Genomic DNA, 15,874 nt, shown 5'->3' with positions numbered 1-15,874 from the left:
CTCTATTAGTATTGATTTGGGAGTCGATAATCTCGCAGCTTGTGTTGATACCAATGGGGCATCCTACTTAGTGGATGGTAAACCAATTAAATCTATTAACCAGTGGTTCAACAAGCGTAATGCTTACCTGCAATCCATTAAGGACAAGCAAGGAATTAAGAGTATCACTAATCAACAAGTGAAGCTGACAGCAAAACGCAATAATCAAGTTAGAGATTACCTGAACAAAACAGCAAGATTTATTATTAACCACTGCATCAACAACAAGATTGCTAACTTGATTGTTGGGTACAATCCTGGCATCAAGCAGGAAATTAATATTGGTGGACGCAACAACCAAAACTTTGTCCAAATACCTTTTCACAGTTTGCGCTATAAGTTGAAAGCAATGTGTGAAAGATACGGGTTGAATTATACTGAACAGGAAGAATCTTACACCAGTAAAGCAAGCGCGATTGATGGTGATGAAATACCTGTCTATAATGCCGACAATCCCAAAGAATACCAATTTTCTGGTAAACGAATTAAACGCGGATTGTACAGGACAAAAGATGGACATTTGGTTAACGCGGATCTAAATGGTTCGCTGAATATCAGAAGAAAAAGTAAGCACAATGGTTTTACCGGAGTGTCTAGAGGGTCTTTGACCGCCCCAAGAAGGATTAATCTTCTTAAATTGGAGAAGTGGAGAATGGTGGCTTTAGCTCCATTCGGAACAACTTCTTAAAATCCCCTGACTTTCCGAATAAATGAGCGCTCGCGTTATTTATTCAGTCAGGAGAGTGTCAAAACATTTAAACAAAGAGCCTGTTGCATAATTGGATCTGAGCATGAAACGAACCAGGAAGTCTCTGCTGCTAGCCTTGAGTTGGGTATTGCTTAGTGTTGGTACAACGATTTTGATTATCTTGACGCAACCAACAGCACCTGTTCCAGCACAAGAACCTGCTGCTTCTAGCACTATTGAAACTACAAGCACAGCCAACAAACAAACGCCTCAAGTACAAAGCCAACAATCAACTCCACAACCAACCTCCAGTCCGGAAGCAACCGATGTAAATCAGCCAAAAGAGACACCACAACCTACACCCACCCCAGAAGCCACAGATCCAAAAAAGCCAGATTTGGCGGAGGAACCTCCACCCAGTCCTGAAGAAATCGCCCGTCAGCTAAAATTGATAGAAGCGGATAAGCTTTATTTAGCAGGTCAAATTCCAGAAGCCGAAAAACTGTATCGACAAGCAAAAGAACCATTTGCAGAAACAACTACACCTCAAGACCGCAAAAGTGCTATATATGACCCAGCGCAACTATCCCCAGCAGGTAAAGTCTATTGGCGGGAAGCAGAGGCAGGGATAGCAGCGAAGCTGCAAACTAGAACTTTGGTACCACTGAAACTATTAGTTGAGCAGTATCCAGAATTTATTCCTGGGGACATTAAGTATGCCGAAGTTCTCAAACAATATGATCGCTCCAAAGAAGCTTTAGATGTACTAGAACGCGCATCTTCGCTCTATCCTAATGAACCAGAGTTAATTAAAGCAAGAGTTACAGCACTTGCTGAAGCGAAAAAATGGATGGAGGCGTCTTTAGCAGCTCGCCAATTTGCCATTCTCAACCCTCAACATCCACAAGCAGGTGAATTTACCAACTTAGCAGAACAAAATCTCAAACGCTATAAATCCTATATCAGAAGAGAAATTAGAGGCAATGCTCTTGCCAACATCATCACAGGTACATTAGGTTATGCCGTGACTGGCAGTCTTTTGGGGCCATTTTCTGCCCTTGATTCTACCATCATGCTGCTAAAAGGTGAAGAGTCTGTAGGTGAGTCGGCAGCAAAGCAGGCAAAAAAACAGTTGGATTTGATTAAAGACGAAACAGTTTTAGCATATGTCAATGAAATCGGACAAAAACTAGCCAATGTAGCCGGACGCAAAGAATTTAAATATGAATTCTTTGTGATTCCAGACCCAGACCTTAACGCCTTTGCCCTGCCTGGAGGTAAAGTTTTTATTAATGCGGGTGCGATCGCTAAAACCAACTCAGAAGCCGAATTAGCTGGATTAATCGGTCATGAATTATCTCACGTAGTCCTATCCCACGGTTTTCAATTAGTCACCCAAGGCAACCTCATCTCTAACGTGACTCAGTATTTACCACTAGGCGGTACTGTTGGTCAACTCTTTTCACTGAGTTATAGCCGCGATATGGAACGTCAGGCTGATACTTTAGGTACACGCCTAATTGTTGCCACTGGCTATGCTGCTGACGGCTTGCGTAACTTAATGGTGACTCTAGAAAAACAACAAAAAAATGCTCCTCCCACTTGGTTGTCTTCTCACCCAGGCGGACGCGAACGAGTTAAGTCATTAGAAGAATTGATTTCACGCAATAAATACAACCGCTACGCCTATGAAGGAGTAGCACGACATGCAGATATTAAAGCCAGGGTGAAACAGTTGTTAAAAGAGAAAAAAGAACGAGAAGAAAAAAAGCGGCATTCACGATGATATATTCCACGCCACTTGCAAGATAGAGTTTTTGGGCATGGAGAGTGGCGAAGTAGTTACCAATGCCCTATGCCCCAAGCGGCGGGGTAGCTATTCCTCTCCACCCCACAAATAAATTAAGTTCCCCGCCGCTTCCAATGAATCAAAAAACAAAATTATTCGTCAATAAGAGTATAAATTTCTGAAGATATTTTCACTGGAGAAGATTGATGACATCACAACCGTTTAAGTTGATCTTTTTAAGCAGTCTGGGCTTATCTTTACTGTTGGGTAACTCTGTGGCATTTGCCCAATATGATAACTCTACATCCGATGGTGTTGTTGTACCAACAATACCATCAGGTTCATCAACATCAACAGGCACATCAATACCAATCAACACATCACCAGGTACATCGACTTCACCCACGGTAGTCAGCGGCACTCGGTTTTTTTGCCAGCCTTATAATGGTCAGTACACTGTGATGTATCAGCCACAAAGTCAACCAGGTCGATACTTTCCTTGGGCGACTCCTGGACGTTTGGGCGGTGGTTGGGACGAAGAAAGTCGTTGTGTAGCAATTGCCAGCCGCTTAGAATCCTACCGCCCAGATGGCTTACAAGAACTACAAACAGGTTTTTTAAATAACCAAAACATTGTCTGCGTGACAACTGAAGCAAACCCCTCTTGTCGCATTGTGCTAACAGTACCGCCTGGGAAAGACGTTTATACTGTACGCAACAACGTTTTTCAAAACTTACTTGCAGCCGACAGCGGTCAGGAAACTATAGGCGTTAACACTTATACCAACCGTGGTAGCACAGCGGTCAACGATATATACAATTTAGGTCGCACACTTCTAGGCAGTGGCAATAATCGAGTAGCTTCATCTAGAGGTGGCATCAATCTCAAACCTTTTCTCGACCCTAAAGATGGCGGGACTGCCAAAAAGTTGCAAAACGGAGTAGCACTTCGTCGTCAGTCTCAACCTTCTCAAGTCCCTACTCGCCTAAATCCTGGCAACTTCCGCTGATTAATTGGCAATATTTTCCTCTGGGGCAGGTGTTTAACCTGCTTTTTTTTGCGTGAAACTAAATTAGTTTTATGATTTATTTCTCAATGAATCTTCCTAGAAATTTATCAAATTTTAGTATTAATTCATCTTTTTGAAGTATTGCAGAGCGATAGTTGTATTTATTCCAATTTTCCTTATTAGCTGGTTAAGCTATAAATATTGGGAAATTCCAACACATAGGGTTGATAAAAGTATTGCTGAGAGTCTTTATTTTGTACCTCTAGACAGAAAGTCAGAGTAAGCTGAACGGCTTCAAGACCAATAAAATACCGCCTAGAAGAATCTAGACGGTACTTTGATTCCGTATTGAAATTAAAAATTAAAAAAGGATGCACTCACTTTTTTAATCTTTAATTCTTAATCTTCTATCTACCAATACCTACATATTGGAACCCGGCTCTCACTAGGGTTTCTGGGTCAAGGAAGTTACGACCGTCGATAATCACGGGGTTGCTCATCAGTTTTGCCATCTTAGCATAGTCCAAAGTGCTGAACTGCTGCCATTCAGTTACGAGTACCAAAGCATCACAGCCATCAGCTAGGCGTTCAGCATCGGTTTCCACTAACACACCAGTAAGACCATGACGCATACCTGTTTGGGAAACAATGGGGTCGTAGGCTTTGACTTTGGCTCCCAGTCTGTTGAGTTGCTCAATCAAGTTGAGTGCTGGCGCATCACGCATATCATCGGTATCAGGCTTGAAGGTCAGACCTAGCAAACCAACAGTTTTACCCTTGAGGATCTTCAGAACTTGTTGTAGTTTTTCTAAAGCAATCAAGCGCTGGCGTTCGTTGACACTGACAGCAGATTTCATTAATTGAGCTTCATAGCCATAGTCATCCGCAGTGTGAATCAGAGCAGACACATCTTTGGGGAAGCAAGAACCACCCCAACCGATACCTGCTTGTAAAAACTTATTACCAATCCGAGAGTCTAAACCAATACCTTTTGCTACTTGGGTGACATCAGCACCGACGCGATCGCAAATGTTAGCAACTTCGTTAATAAAACTAATCTTAGTAGCCAAAAACGCATTAGCAGCATATTTAATCATCTCAGCTGAACTGAGGTCTGTCACTAGCACTGGGACTTTTGGTAAAGATTGATCTTCCGCGAACTTGCGCTCAACAATTGGGGTATACAATTCTTGCATTAAGGCGATCGCTCTGGGACTATTACCACCCAGTACAATGCGATCGGGGTTAAAGGTGTCATACACCGCTGAACCTTCACGCAAAAACTCTGGGTTGCTGACCACATCAAACTGAGCTACAAGTTCAGCCGATTTTTCTTCAACTGCTACGCCACCAGCAGGCACAAGTGTTTTTTGGCGTTCAGCGATGCCATCTAGTACAATCATCCGTACCCAATCACCTGAACCAATGGGTACTGTGGATTTGTTGACAATCACCTTGTAACCACCGTTAAGATTTGCACCAATTCCCCGCGCAACAGCTTCCACATAACGGGTATCACTTTCACCAGTGGGTAAGGGTGGTGTGCCTACAGCAATAAACAGAATTTGTCCGTGAGCGACCCCAGCAGCTAAATCAGTTGTAAACTGGATTGTCCCTGCTTGAATAGCAGCCTGCATGATTTCTGAGAGTCCTGGCTCAAATATTGGTGACTGCCCAGATTTCATTAACTTGACTTTTTCTTCGTTGTTGTCTACGCAAATGACATCGTGGCCAATGTGAGCCAAGCAAGCGCCTGTAACCAAACCAACGTAACCAGTACCAATGACGCAAACACGCATGTTAATTTAACTCCTCACAATTGTTGTTGGGTTAGTTCTTTAAAACAAGATGTCGATATGACACTTATACGGCGCTGGTAAATCCAGCTACTAAAAGTACGGGCTACGGTTAAGGTTAGCCTGCACCAAACCTCAGAACAGCGCAAATGCGCTACTCACGAGACTAAATCCTTGATGTCGCTTTTGATGCGCTCGCGGAAATCTTCTATTGTTAGTTTTAACCCCTCTTGCAGAGGAATGGTAGGTTCCCAATTTAACCAAGTCTTCGCCCTTGTGATGTCGGGACGGCGACGACGTGGATCATCAGCTGGTAATGGCTCAAACTTAATCTGCGCGTCTGGGTTGATCAAGTTTTGCACTGTTTGTGCTAATTGTAATATCGTATATTCACCGGGATTTCCCAGATTCACAGGCCCTGTGTAGTCACTATTCATCAGCCGGATAAATCCTTCTACCAGGTCAGAAACGTAACAGAAGCTACGTGTTTGCGAACCATCACCGTACACAGTTAAAGGATGACCCCGTAAGGCTTGAACTATAAAGTTGCTCACCACCCGACCATCGTTTTCTAACATTCGAGGCCCGTAGGTGTTGAATATCCTGACAACCCGAATATCAACTTTATTTTGCCTGTAATAATCAAATGCCAGAGTCTCAGCAATTCGTTTGCCTTCGTCGTAGCATGAACGCAGCCCTATAGGATTAACGTTACCCCTGTAATCTTCAGTTTGGGGATGAACTTCGGGATCGCCGTATACTTCACTGGTTGAAGCCAAGAAAAATCTAGCTTTCACACGCTTAGCTAAACCCAGCATATTCAGCGTCCCCATCACGTTAGTTTTAACGGTTTTGACTGGGTTGAACTGGTAATGTACTGGGGAAGCAGGACAAGCTAAATGATAAATTTGGTCTACTTCTAACCTAATTGGTTCGGTAATATCGTGACGGATGAGTTCAAACCGAGGATGATTCATCCATTTGAGGATATTACGCTTATCACCTGTATAAAAATTATCTAAGCAAATTACTTCATGCCCTTCAGGTATTAGTCTGTCAATCAAATGGGAACCAATAAACCCAGCACCGCCTGTTACCAAAATTCTCATAGTTTCTCAGTGATTTACAGATATTGCTAGTGGCTCGTTAGCTTGTTTTTAGAGTACCCAGCCTAAATAAAAAAGTATAGAACGAACAGGGATACTTAACAAAAGTATTTTTTAGTTTCGCAATTTTTCTACGTATGCAATTTTGTTAAATTTTAACTCAATTGCTTAACAATTTATCTAGCAAATTAACAAACATCCTCTCATTATTGGAATTCTTTAGCTAATAATTCATCAAATCTTTAAGAAAATAAAGTTTTTTAAGCAGGTCGCCGCGAATCAAGTTAACTAGTGAGGGTCGTCAGTTGTCAGTTGTCAGTCGTCAGTAGTAACTGGAGTTTAGGTATATTTACATTTTGTAATATAATTATGTTTCAAGGAGAATAACAACTGACCACTGACCACTGACCACTATCTCTTTTTATACAGCAGCTGTGGAGTTGGGAACTCCCGTTAGTAAAGTTGGTGTTTGAGTGCGTTGTGGTTCTGCGAGCATGATGATGGAACAAGTGAGTTGGCTGGCTAACTGAGTTGTGACATCATTAATGGCTAAACCACCAGAACTTGTGCGATGACGTGTAAAAGGAAACACGACTAAATCGTATAATCGTGCTGCCTGTAAAATTGCTTGGGCAACATTTTCATGAGCAATGATTTGAATTTCCGGTGGATTTGGCAAAGCTAATTTAGACACAAGTAGAGCAAGTTGCGATCGCTTGGCAGCGATTTTACTGGAACTAGTGCGGCGATCGCACACATTCAACACAGTCACTTGGGCTTGATTGGCCTCTGCTAGCATCTGAGCCAATTGCACCGGCTGCAATGTCGATGTTGTTAAGTTTTCCACTGGTACTAAAATGCGCTGAATTTTTTTTGGTGACTCTACTAAACGTGTCACCGCCACCGGACAATGGGAGGCCCAAAGCACACTATCAATGACATTGCCAAATAAACGCGCTCTCAAACCAGTACGTTTACCCCAACCCATGACAATTAAACTTGCTTTTTGTTCACGAGCTGCCCTGCTAATTCCTGGTGCAAAAGCATCATCAATTCGTAGTAATGGTTCTGCTTGTATTCCTAATTTTCGACTTAGTACCGTGGCTTTTGCCAATAAGCGTTCACTCCTTTGCATAGAAACTTCTAACTGTGGTGCATCCATATGAGCAACAGCAGTAGCGATCGCTAACGGTATAATCCTGCCATTTGCCTGACGTGCCAATAATGCTGCCATTTCAACCAAATACTGCTGAGTCTGAGGATTGTTAACAGATACGACTATGCTAAAATCACTCGGTGTTGTCTTCAATTTTTGCTCGCTTAAGGTTAAGGATGCTGTTTGTGCAACCACAGAAGTGGGCAAAGCAACGGCTATTTGACTGGTTATCAATGGGCCCAAAGTTGATGTTACGAGCATTAAGACAATAATGCTATTGAAGACTTCTAATGGCAGTAACTCAGCCCGATATCCTACTAAAGTTGCTGCTAATGTCGTACCTACCTGGGGTATCGATAACGACCACATTGTGAGCATTTCCTGCCAGTTATATCGATAAATTAGTTTTGCTAATAAAGCTGCGATCAACTTGCTGGCAAGCAAACCGACTACAATGAACAGCGTTAACTTGAGGACGCCAATACTTTGAACAAAAGTAGGTACATCTATTAGTAAGCCTAGGTCAACAAAGAAAATAGGAATAAATAAGACACTGCCAATAAATACTACCTTTTCTTTGACTGGGCCTTCACCTACCGCTTCATTAACTGCCAAACCTGCTAAAAAAGCTCCAACAATTTTTTCTATCCCAATAAATTGAGCGCCCAAAGCCGCAAGAAATACTGCCAGTAATACAAATAAAAACTTGTTTCCCTCGTCGTCCCCTGACCGCCGAAAAAATTCTTTACCCGCCCAATCAAAGCCAACTAAAATCACAATAGAATAGAGAGTTAACCAACTCAACAAAGTGATTAACTTCACTAAGCTGAATGCCCCAATATGACTTGCTGCCACACAAACGGCTAATATTAAAAGTGCGCCAATATCAGTAAAAAGTGTGGCTCCAATTGTAATAGTGACAGCTTCATTATTGACAACTCCCAGACGATTAATAATGGGATATGCCAAAAGAGTATAGGAACCGAGCAAAGAGCCAATTAAGATAGAAGTATTCCAACCGAAACCAAAAAATCGCCCTACCAAGATTCCTGTGGTTAAGGGGACAATAAAAGTGAAACTTGCAAACCCCAAAGAGCGTTTTTTTCTTTGCTGGAACCGTTCTAGATCAACTTCTAACCCTGCGACAAACATCAAGTAAATTAAACCAATGTCTGATAGCAGGCTAATCATCGGCGATTGTGTATGAAATAGATTCCAGCCTGACGGCCCAAGTACTATGCCGGAGAACACCAAACCCACCAATCCTGGTAATCTCAGCCGTTCAAACAGGATAGGTATAACTAAGATGACCACCAACAAAATAGCAAAGGGAACAATTGGTTCCTTGCCGAGAACTTGGGCAGTTTGTTCCAGAGCAAGAACTTGTGATATTTGTTCCATAGGTAGGATTTAAAGCAGTGACGGTGAAGAAGAGGGGAAAAGGGATAATAATGGCCGCCCCCTCATGATGAGGTTTCAACCAACATGCAGCATCAGGATTATTTTGCCCACTTAGGGGTATCTGAAGCAGGGTAAAGGGAAAAGTGATAATACTGATATAGTTTTTTGTTCCTTTTCCCCTTTCCCTCCGCTTTCTTGGTGAAACTGCGATTACCCAGGGGTAATCGTTTGAATAATATAAATAAATGTAAAAACCACCCTGACAAACAGTAAAAAAAATCTTGACTTACACTACCTAGGCAATCATCTAATAACTAACTACCTATGGGTGGATTTGACTTAAAATAAACCGTAGGCGATCGTAGTCATCTTTCAAAAGCACGCTCAGAGTACGTCCTGCCTTGATCAGCCATTCTCGGTCAGCTTTGCGTAAGTGGTAAATTTCCCGAATAGCTGCTGCTGTTAAGGATTCTACTGGCGCACTATTTACAGAAAGCAACGTCCGCAAAAAATTTAGTTCTTCAGTGAATTTAATTATCGCCTCTGATTCGCAGCGATAAACAGCTTGATGAATTTGCGGTGGTCGTGGTGGTAGATACTGATACACTCTTTGGTTAGCGCCAAGAGTCGATGATGGCTGCTCAAAGCCAACGATCGCCGCCCGAAATTCAGTCTTCAGCATTGCAAATATCTGGGGTTGCTCTTCGCGCAAATCTTGCAATGACAACCCCAGAGCCACAGCCCGATGTACGGAATCTACGGGCATAGTCGTGGCATAATACACCACAGCATAAACTTGATTGCCTGACTCTTCATCCACAGCACAGACCCAACTACCAAAAGGCGGCATCGGAGGGAAGCTCAAATCTTCCGGTTCCAAACACTGTGCCAAAAACTCTGTAGTCGTAGTTTCAATCACCTCCGCAATGTGGTTAGGGTGGCGATCGCTTTTTGTAAACTGTGGTAAAGGTAGGCGCATGGAAGTTAAGAGTTAGGAGTTAGGAGTTAGGAGGAGGCAGTGCGTTGGGGAGACACTGCGTTGCGCGGGTTAAGAGCGTTGAAGCAAGTGTCGTCGGCTTTGCCGACTTGAAGCAACTGCCGTTTAGGAGTTATAAGATATTAACTTTTAACTTTTAACTAGTCACTCTTAACTCCTAACTAGGTTTATTTCGCTTTTTTCCGTCCTGCTGTGGTTTCTACGAGTTCTAGTTCTGACAGGCGAAAGGTAATTAATTTATCCCAATTTCCACCTTCAAACAATACGGCTACCTTGCCATCACTAATTCGTTGGACGAGTCCTTCATAGCGGTAATAGGTATCAGCGGGATTTTTGATACGAACAGTTGCTCCAGGCAGAATCATGATTTTTACCCTAGCTTGTTTACTGTTAATAGCTTAATACGTGTCAATTGTCAGTTGTCATTTGTCACTTGTTGGTTGTCAGTTGCTAGTTTTCGGTTATTTTTCTACTAACCCTTACGGGTGACGCTCGCAAGCTCGCTAACGCTGCGCTAACACCAGTTGTTTATGGGGGACTCGGGGCCCCCACGACCGAAGGAAGTGGGGATTGGGGGAAGACCCCCAAGACCACACTGGTTCACCACTGACAACTGACCACTGACCAATGACAAAGGACTCATTAATAATACTTCTGTCGCTGTCGAAAATTTGCTACCGATTCTACTATTCCTAAAGCGATGAAGTTGGTAAGCATGGCAGAACGTCCGTAACTCATCCAGGGTAGGGGAATTCCTGCCACAGGCGCTAGACCAACTGTCATACCCACGTTGACAATTAGCTGAAACACAATCATCGACAAAACACCAATAGCCAACAGTGAACCAAAGTTGTCTTTGGCGGTTTGAGCGATATGCAACAAACGCAAGCAAATCAAGCAGAAGACAAACAATAATAATAAACAACCAACAAAACCGAATTCTTCACCAACTGCGGAGAAAATGAAGTCTGTATGCTGTTCAGGCACGAAATTCAGTTGTGTCATTGGCCCCTTGAACAGACCCCATCCCCAAATTTCACCAGCACCGATGGCAATGCGAGATTGATTTTGGTGATAGCCAGCCCCTAAAATGTCATGTCCGGGGCGAAGAAATACTGTGAGACGGTCTTTTTGATAGTCTTTTAAAACATGATTCCAAGCAAAGACTCCTAATTCGCCACCCAGCATGTTAAGTACCCATGTACTGATACCGCTAATGCCAAACCGCCGCCAAGGCAGAGTCTGCCAACCTAAAATCCCCATAGCTAATGCCCAAATCAACCCTAATGGCCCCAAGGCTATTTCTTTAAATACCACTAGTGGTTCTGATAAAGGCCAGGATATACCAAATAAAATGGCGGCTACTATGGGAGAAATCAATAGTATCAACCAACCGGGGTTAGCATTTGCCCAATACAACATACCCAAGACTATGGCCCCAAACACCAGCGATGTTGCCAAATCAGGTTGAACAAACACCAATAACCAAGGCAAAGCAGTAAATGCCAAAGCACGGAAAAAGTTAGGTAAAGTTGCAGCGGTACGTTTATGCAGTAAAGCAGCTAAGGTGATAATTAGCCCTATTTTGGCAAATTCCGACGGTTGTACATTAAAGCCAGCAATGCTAATCCAGCGCTGCGCCCCTTTGGCACTAGTACCAGCCACCATCACAATAATCAAGCTGAGGTTTGTAAGTGCATATGTTATCCAATGCCACTGCATCAGATTTTCGTAACGGCAGCGAGCTAAAAATAACGCTATCAAAACGCCGATACCAGCTACTAGCCAGTGCCACCACCAGTCAGTTATCGGCTGCTTGAGTTCCGTACTTAGGATCATGATGCCGCCGAAAATACTGACAATAACAGGCAAACAAAATAACAGCCAATCTACTTGCTGCCAGGGCTGAACCCAATACTTCCAACGAATTTTGGGGAGCGAACGTTTTAACAACATTGTGTGATTTTAGACTTTAGCTTTGAGAATTTAATTGTATTGACTTAACAAGCATCAAGTGTAAAGAATGAAAATTTTTTACTTCACACTTCAGCATTAATCTTGACTATTAATAATCTGTATTCCTAGGTTATTGCCTAGGAACCAGACAAAAATTAAAAATTAATCATGTTAAGGCTGCAACTGATACTCTACCAGCGATGGCCAGAGCGATCGCTTTTAATGCTTTCGCCGAAGCTGAATCAGGATCAGCAACGACTATGGGGACACCATTGTCACCCCCAACCCTGGTAGAAATCTCTAGGGGTATGCACCCCAACAAAGGTACTTCTAACTCTGCTGCTGTTTTGGAGCCACCACCAGAACCAAAGATGTCATACTGCTTATCTGGTTGGTCTGGCGGTATAAAATAGCTCATGTTCTCTACTATACCTAAAACTGGAACGTTCATTTGCTGGAACATCCGCAAACCCTTGCGAGAATCCAACAGCGCTACGGTTTGGGGTGTAGTGACAATTACTGCCCCTGACATCGGTACTGATTGCGTTAAAGTTAACTGAGCATCTCCAGTTCCGGGTGGCATATCTACAATTAAATAGTCCAGTTCTCCCCATTCCACTTGATAGAGAAACTGGCGAATCACGCCATTCAGCATGGGGCCGCGCCAAATCACTGGCTGATCTCGGTCAATCAAAAAGCCCATCGAGACTAATTTGACACCGTGATTAAAAGCAGGTTCTAGGACTTCACCTTTTTCTGTGGAACGCACAACAATTTCAGCATCAGCTAGTCCTAGCATGGTGGGGTCGTTGGGGCCGTAAATATCGGCATCCAGTAAACCGACTTTGGCCCCTGTTTGCGCTAAAGCCACAGCTACGTTGACCGCCACCGTACTTTTACCAACACCACCTTTACCACTGGAAACCGCCAGAATATTTTTCACACCAGGAACGCCATTGCGATCGGGTAAGCTTTTCTGTTGGGGTGTTTCTGCTGTTACATCTACACTCACTTCTGTAACGCCTGGTAGTTTTTTAACAGCCTTTTCACAATCTTCGACAATAAATTCACGTAAGGGACAGGCGGGTGTGGTCAACACTAAGGTGAAACTCACTTTACCCCCGTCAATTTTGACATTGCGAATCATATTCAGTTCTACCAGACTCTTACGGAGTTCTGGGTCTTGCACTGGTCGCAACACTTCTAAGACAGAGCGGGAATCGAGGACATCGTACATAAAACAATTCAAAATTAAAAATGAAGAAATGCGTTCCCCCAAGGGGTTGTCGAACACATCGTGGTGTGCCTCTTGGCTATTGACCAGATGCAAATTAGCTGTGTTTTTACTGTCACCGCTGTAATGAAATTTAAGAAATTTTCATTATCACCTAATAAAATCTTAACTTTCTTTAGCAAATGGGGATTAGGTATTGGGAAAGGAGCAGGGGAGTAGGGGGGATGAGGGAGATGAGGAATGGGTAATGGGTAATGGGTAATAGTAAAATCCAATCCCCAATTACCAATCCCCAATTCCCAATTCCCAATTCCCAATTCCCTAAAAATCAAAACAACTATCGTCAAGGGATTTTTTCTTTCCTGACACTGCTTGTAATGCGGTCTTTTCTACTGCCTCGACTAGGGAGCGTGCTACACGATCTACATAAGGACGAGACAATGACCAAATCAGTGGAGATAACCAACCACGAAGGGTTACAGAATAAGACAAGCAAGTGCCACAGACTGTGGACTCTACTTGGTAAGTTACTCGTTCCTCAACACCAGGAATCGCCAGTACTCGAATACTCAGCATTTCTCTGGGATTAACGCGTTCCACAAAAATTTGGATGGGAATTGGTGAAAAGCGCGTCACAGCTTGAAAAATCAATCCTGGTTTAGGTACCAATCCGTGAGGGACATTGGTACTTTTGAGCAGTGGATGCCAGGAAACGTCTGTTAAGTCAGCCACCTTCAACCACAGTTCATCTACGGAAGCAGAACTAATTTCTCGATACGTTCGTACCAGAGAAGCGCAAAACCGACGACGTTTGCGGTGGATGAATTTGGATAACCAACCTCGCATTTGCCTAATCCTCCTCGCTACACACTTGCTGGTAACTCTGGCATGGTTGGATCACACTTTCTCAAATTTGCCCTTAGCATAGCAAGCCCCAATTGGGCAGTATGGAGAATAACGCGATCGCGCTTTGAGTTTAAATCCCAACTCAGAGAACCCCAGAATCAATATAGTTAAGAATTGTTTAACAGTTCAGTTTGTACCTTGATGCCTTAAAGTAGAGTGTGCTTGTAGATTCATTCACCAGAGTCTGGCGTTGACACCAGAATTTTCCCATCAATTAAGTTCAAAAAAAACTCAGTCAATATACAAGCCTATACGCTTTGAGGGAAAATAACTCTAGTCACGCCCATCAAACTCAAGAAGTCTGAAGTTGAAAGGATGAACGATGAAGCAAAAGCTTACCAGTATACGCCTCGCCCCTGTGAGCGAAAAAATCTGTTTTTTTTTCGATATTCATGTCTCGACGCTTGATGGGTGGGGCATTTAATACTTCATCCTACCTTCGGGTTCTCCTGTGGAGTACGGGAAGCTGCCCAGAAGGCGTCTACATCTTTCAGCCTTGACCATTAAGAAAAAAGAAGATTGGGCAAATTGAGCTTTAGTCTTGGCTCATCTTGCCCGCAAATTTTTAAACTAAAAATTTGTGGCTTTGTGGAAATTGTAATTTAGATTCGGGAATCCTATGTTGACCAACTCGCAAACCCCCACTGTAAAAGCAGTACCATCCAAGTCTTTACCAGGAACTGATGCTCAAGCTAGGGTCAGTCGATTCATGAAACAGTTGCAAGATGAAATTAGCCAAGCTTTAGCAGAACTGGATGGTGCGGGTAAGTTTCATGAGGATAGTTGGGAACGCCCAGAAGGGGGTGGTGGGCGATCGCGTGTGCTGCGTGATGGTGCAATATTTGAACAAGCAGGTGTAAACTTTTCTGAAGTTTGGGGTTCTCATCTGCCAGCATCAATTTTAGCTCAACGCCCAGAAGCCGCTGGACACGGTTTTTATGCTACAGGTACTTCACTAGTCCTACACCCACGTAATCCTTATGTGCCTACAGTTCACTTGAATTACCGCTACTTTGAAGCGGGGCCAGTATGGTGGTTTGGTGGTGGTGCTGATTTAACACCTTACTACCCCTTTGCCGAAGATGCTGCCCATTTTCATCAAACGCTGAAGCAGGCTTGTGACCAACACCACCCAGAGTATTACCCAGTGTTTAAGCGTTGGTGTGATGAATATTTCTACCTCAAACATCGCGGTGAGACACGCGGTGTTGGTGGTTTGTTCTTGGATTATCAAGATGGTCAAGGTAATTTATACCGCGGCCCCGACCCCAATGGAGAAGCAGCCACTTACAGTAATAAAGTGGGAGCGCCAGCACCACGCAATTGGGAAGATTTATTTGCTTTTGTGCAAGACTGTGGTGGGGCGTTTTTGCCAGCTTACGTGCCAATTGTACAACGGCGGCATGGGTTGGAATATGGCGATCGCGAACGGAATTTTCAACTCTATCGCCGAGGCAGGTATGTAGAATTTAACTTGGTTTATGACCGAGGCACAATTTTTGGTCTGCAAACCAACGGACGCACAGAATCTATTTTGATGTCCTTACCACCCTTGGTGCGCTGGGAATACGGTTATCAGCCAGAACCCAATTCCAAAGAAGCCGAGTTGTACGAAACCTTCCTCAAACCTCAAGATTGGATAAACTTCAACAGTGCTGAGGCGCAAAGTTAAGAGTTAGGAGTTAGGAGTTAGGAGTTAGGGTCAGTAGAGACGATTCGCCGAATCGTCTGTACATTAGTTATTTCTCCCTCATCTCCCCCTGCTCCCCTGCTCGCCCTGCTCCCCTGCTCCCCAT

12 protein-coding genes are annotated in these 15,874 nt (G+C 43.4%); 4 read left to right on the top strand and 8 right to left on the bottom strand.

Annotation, left to right across the window (positions count from 1 at the left end):
- The 3 genes from I8748_RS15630 to I8748_RS15620 form a co-directional block, all read left to right on the top strand.
- A partial coding sequence (locus tag I8748_RS15630; protein ID WP_198125498.1) for an RNA-guided endonuclease TnpB family protein occupies positions 1–727 on the top strand: 727 nt, incomplete at its 5' end.
- Positions 728–830: 103 nt separating this feature from the next.
- Positions 831–2,513 (top strand): M48 family metallopeptidase, encoded by a 1,683-nt coding sequence (locus I8748_RS15625; RefSeq protein WP_198125497.1) that lies wholly within the window; start codon positions 831–833, stop codon positions 2,511–2,513.
- 209 nt (positions 2,514–2,722) lie between these two features.
- Complete coding sequence (locus I8748_RS15620; protein ID WP_198125496.1) at positions 2,723–3,526, top strand: COP23 domain-containing protein; 804 nt, start codon at positions 2,723–2,725, stop codon at positions 3,524–3,526.
- Positions 3,527–3,933: 407 nt separating this feature from the next.
- Here the strand turns inward: I8748_RS15620 and I8748_RS15615 are convergent, their stop codons facing one another.
- The 8 genes from I8748_RS15615 to I8748_RS15580 all read right to left on the bottom strand — a co-directional run bounded on the left by I8748_RS15615 (position 3,934) and on the right by I8748_RS15580 (position 14,018).
- On the bottom strand, positions 3,934–5,325 hold the full coding sequence (locus I8748_RS15615; protein ID WP_198125495.1) for a UDP-glucose dehydrogenase family protein: 1,392 nt from the start codon (positions 5,323–5,325) through the stop codon (positions 3,934–3,936).
- A gap of 155 nt (positions 5,326–5,480) precedes the next feature.
- Entirely contained in the window at positions 5,481–6,431 is a 951-nt protein-coding gene (locus tag I8748_RS15610) for a UDP-glucuronic acid decarboxylase family protein (RefSeq protein ID WP_198125494.1), read from the bottom strand.
- A 418-nt stretch (positions 6,432–6,849) separates the two neighbouring features.
- Positions 6,850–8,985, bottom strand: coding sequence for a cation:proton antiporter domain-containing protein (locus tag I8748_RS15605; RefSeq protein ID WP_198125493.1), 2,136 nt, complete (start codon positions 8,983–8,985; stop codon positions 6,850–6,852).
- Between the two features lie 322 nt (positions 8,986–9,307).
- Complete coding sequence (locus I8748_RS15600) at positions 9,308–9,964, bottom strand: HAS-barrel domain-containing protein (RefSeq protein ID WP_198125492.1); 657 nt, start codon at positions 9,962–9,964, stop codon at positions 9,308–9,310.
- 185 nt (positions 9,965–10,149) lie between these two features.
- Positions 10,150–10,347, bottom strand: coding sequence for an NAD(P)H dehydrogenase subunit NdhS (locus tag I8748_RS15595; RefSeq protein WP_198125491.1), 198 nt, complete (start codon positions 10,345–10,347; stop codon positions 10,150–10,152).
- Positions 10,348–10,624: 277 nt separating this feature from the next.
- Positions 10,625–11,938, bottom strand: coding sequence for a rod shape-determining protein RodA (gene rodA, locus I8748_RS15590; RefSeq protein ID WP_198125490.1), 1,314 nt, complete (start codon positions 11,936–11,938; stop codon positions 10,625–10,627).
- Positions 11,939–12,104: 166 nt separating this feature from the next.
- Entirely contained in the window at positions 12,105–13,175 is a 1,071-nt protein-coding gene (locus tag I8748_RS15585) for an Mrp/NBP35 family ATP-binding protein (protein WP_198125489.1), read from the bottom strand.
- 318 nt (positions 13,176–13,493) lie between these two features.
- Complete coding sequence (locus I8748_RS15580) at positions 13,494–14,018, bottom strand: SRPBCC family protein (RefSeq protein ID WP_198125488.1); 525 nt, start codon at positions 14,016–14,018, stop codon at positions 13,494–13,496.
- Between the two features lie 679 nt (positions 14,019–14,697).
- On the opposite strand from I8748_RS15580, the gene hemF reads away from it, so the two are divergent.
- Positions 14,698–15,750 (top strand): oxygen-dependent coproporphyrinogen oxidase, encoded by a 1,053-nt coding sequence (gene hemF, locus I8748_RS15575; RefSeq protein ID WP_198125487.1) that lies wholly within the window; start codon positions 14,698–14,700, stop codon positions 15,748–15,750.
- The last annotated feature ends 124 nt before the right edge of the window (positions 15,751–15,874 follow it).

Source organism: Amazonocrinis nigriterrae CENA67 (genome assembly GCF_016056305.1).
GTDB lineage: Bacteria > Cyanobacteriota > Cyanobacteriia > Cyanobacteriales > Nostocaceae > Amazonocrinis > Amazonocrinis nigriterrae.
This window is presented reverse-complemented; position numbering and strand designations above follow the sequence as displayed.

Coding starts and splice junctions, on each gene's coding strand:
- rodA (WP_198125490.1), bottom strand. CDS start 11,938: ATGTTGTTAAAACGTTCGCTCCCCAAAATTCGTTGGAAGTATTGGGTT.
- I8748_RS15620 (WP_198125496.1), top strand. CDS start 2,723: ATGACATCACAACCGTTTAAGTTGATCTTTTTAAGCAGTCTGGGCTTA.
- I8748_RS15585 (WP_198125489.1), bottom strand. CDS start 13,175: ATGTACGATGTCCTCGATTCCCGCTCTGTCTTAGAAGTGTTGCGACCA.
- I8748_RS15615 (WP_198125495.1), bottom strand. CDS start 5,325: ATGCGTGTTTGCGTCATTGGTACTGGTTACGTTGGTTTGGTTACAGGC.
- I8748_RS15595 (WP_198125491.1), bottom strand. CDS start 10,347: ATGATTCTGCCTGGAGCAACTGTTCGTATCAAAAATCCCGCTGATACC.
- I8748_RS15605 (WP_198125493.1), bottom strand. CDS start 8,985: ATGGAACAAATATCACAAGTTCTTGCTCTGGAACAAACTGCCCAAGTT.
- I8748_RS15625 (WP_198125497.1), top strand. CDS start 831: ATGAAACGAACCAGGAAGTCTCTGCTGCTAGCCTTGAGTTGGGTATTG.
- I8748_RS15610 (WP_198125494.1), bottom strand. CDS start 6,431: ATGAGAATTTTGGTAACAGGCGGTGCTGGGTTTATTGGTTCCCATTTG.
- I8748_RS15580 (WP_198125488.1), bottom strand. CDS start 14,018: ATGCGAGGTTGGTTATCCAAATTCATCCACCGCAAACGTCGTCGGTTT.
- I8748_RS15600 (WP_198125492.1), bottom strand. CDS start 9,964: ATGCGCCTACCTTTACCACAGTTTACAAAAAGCGATCGCCACCCTAAC.
- hemF (WP_198125487.1), top strand. CDS start 14,698: ATGTTGACCAACTCGCAAACCCCCACTGTAAAAGCAGTACCATCCAAG.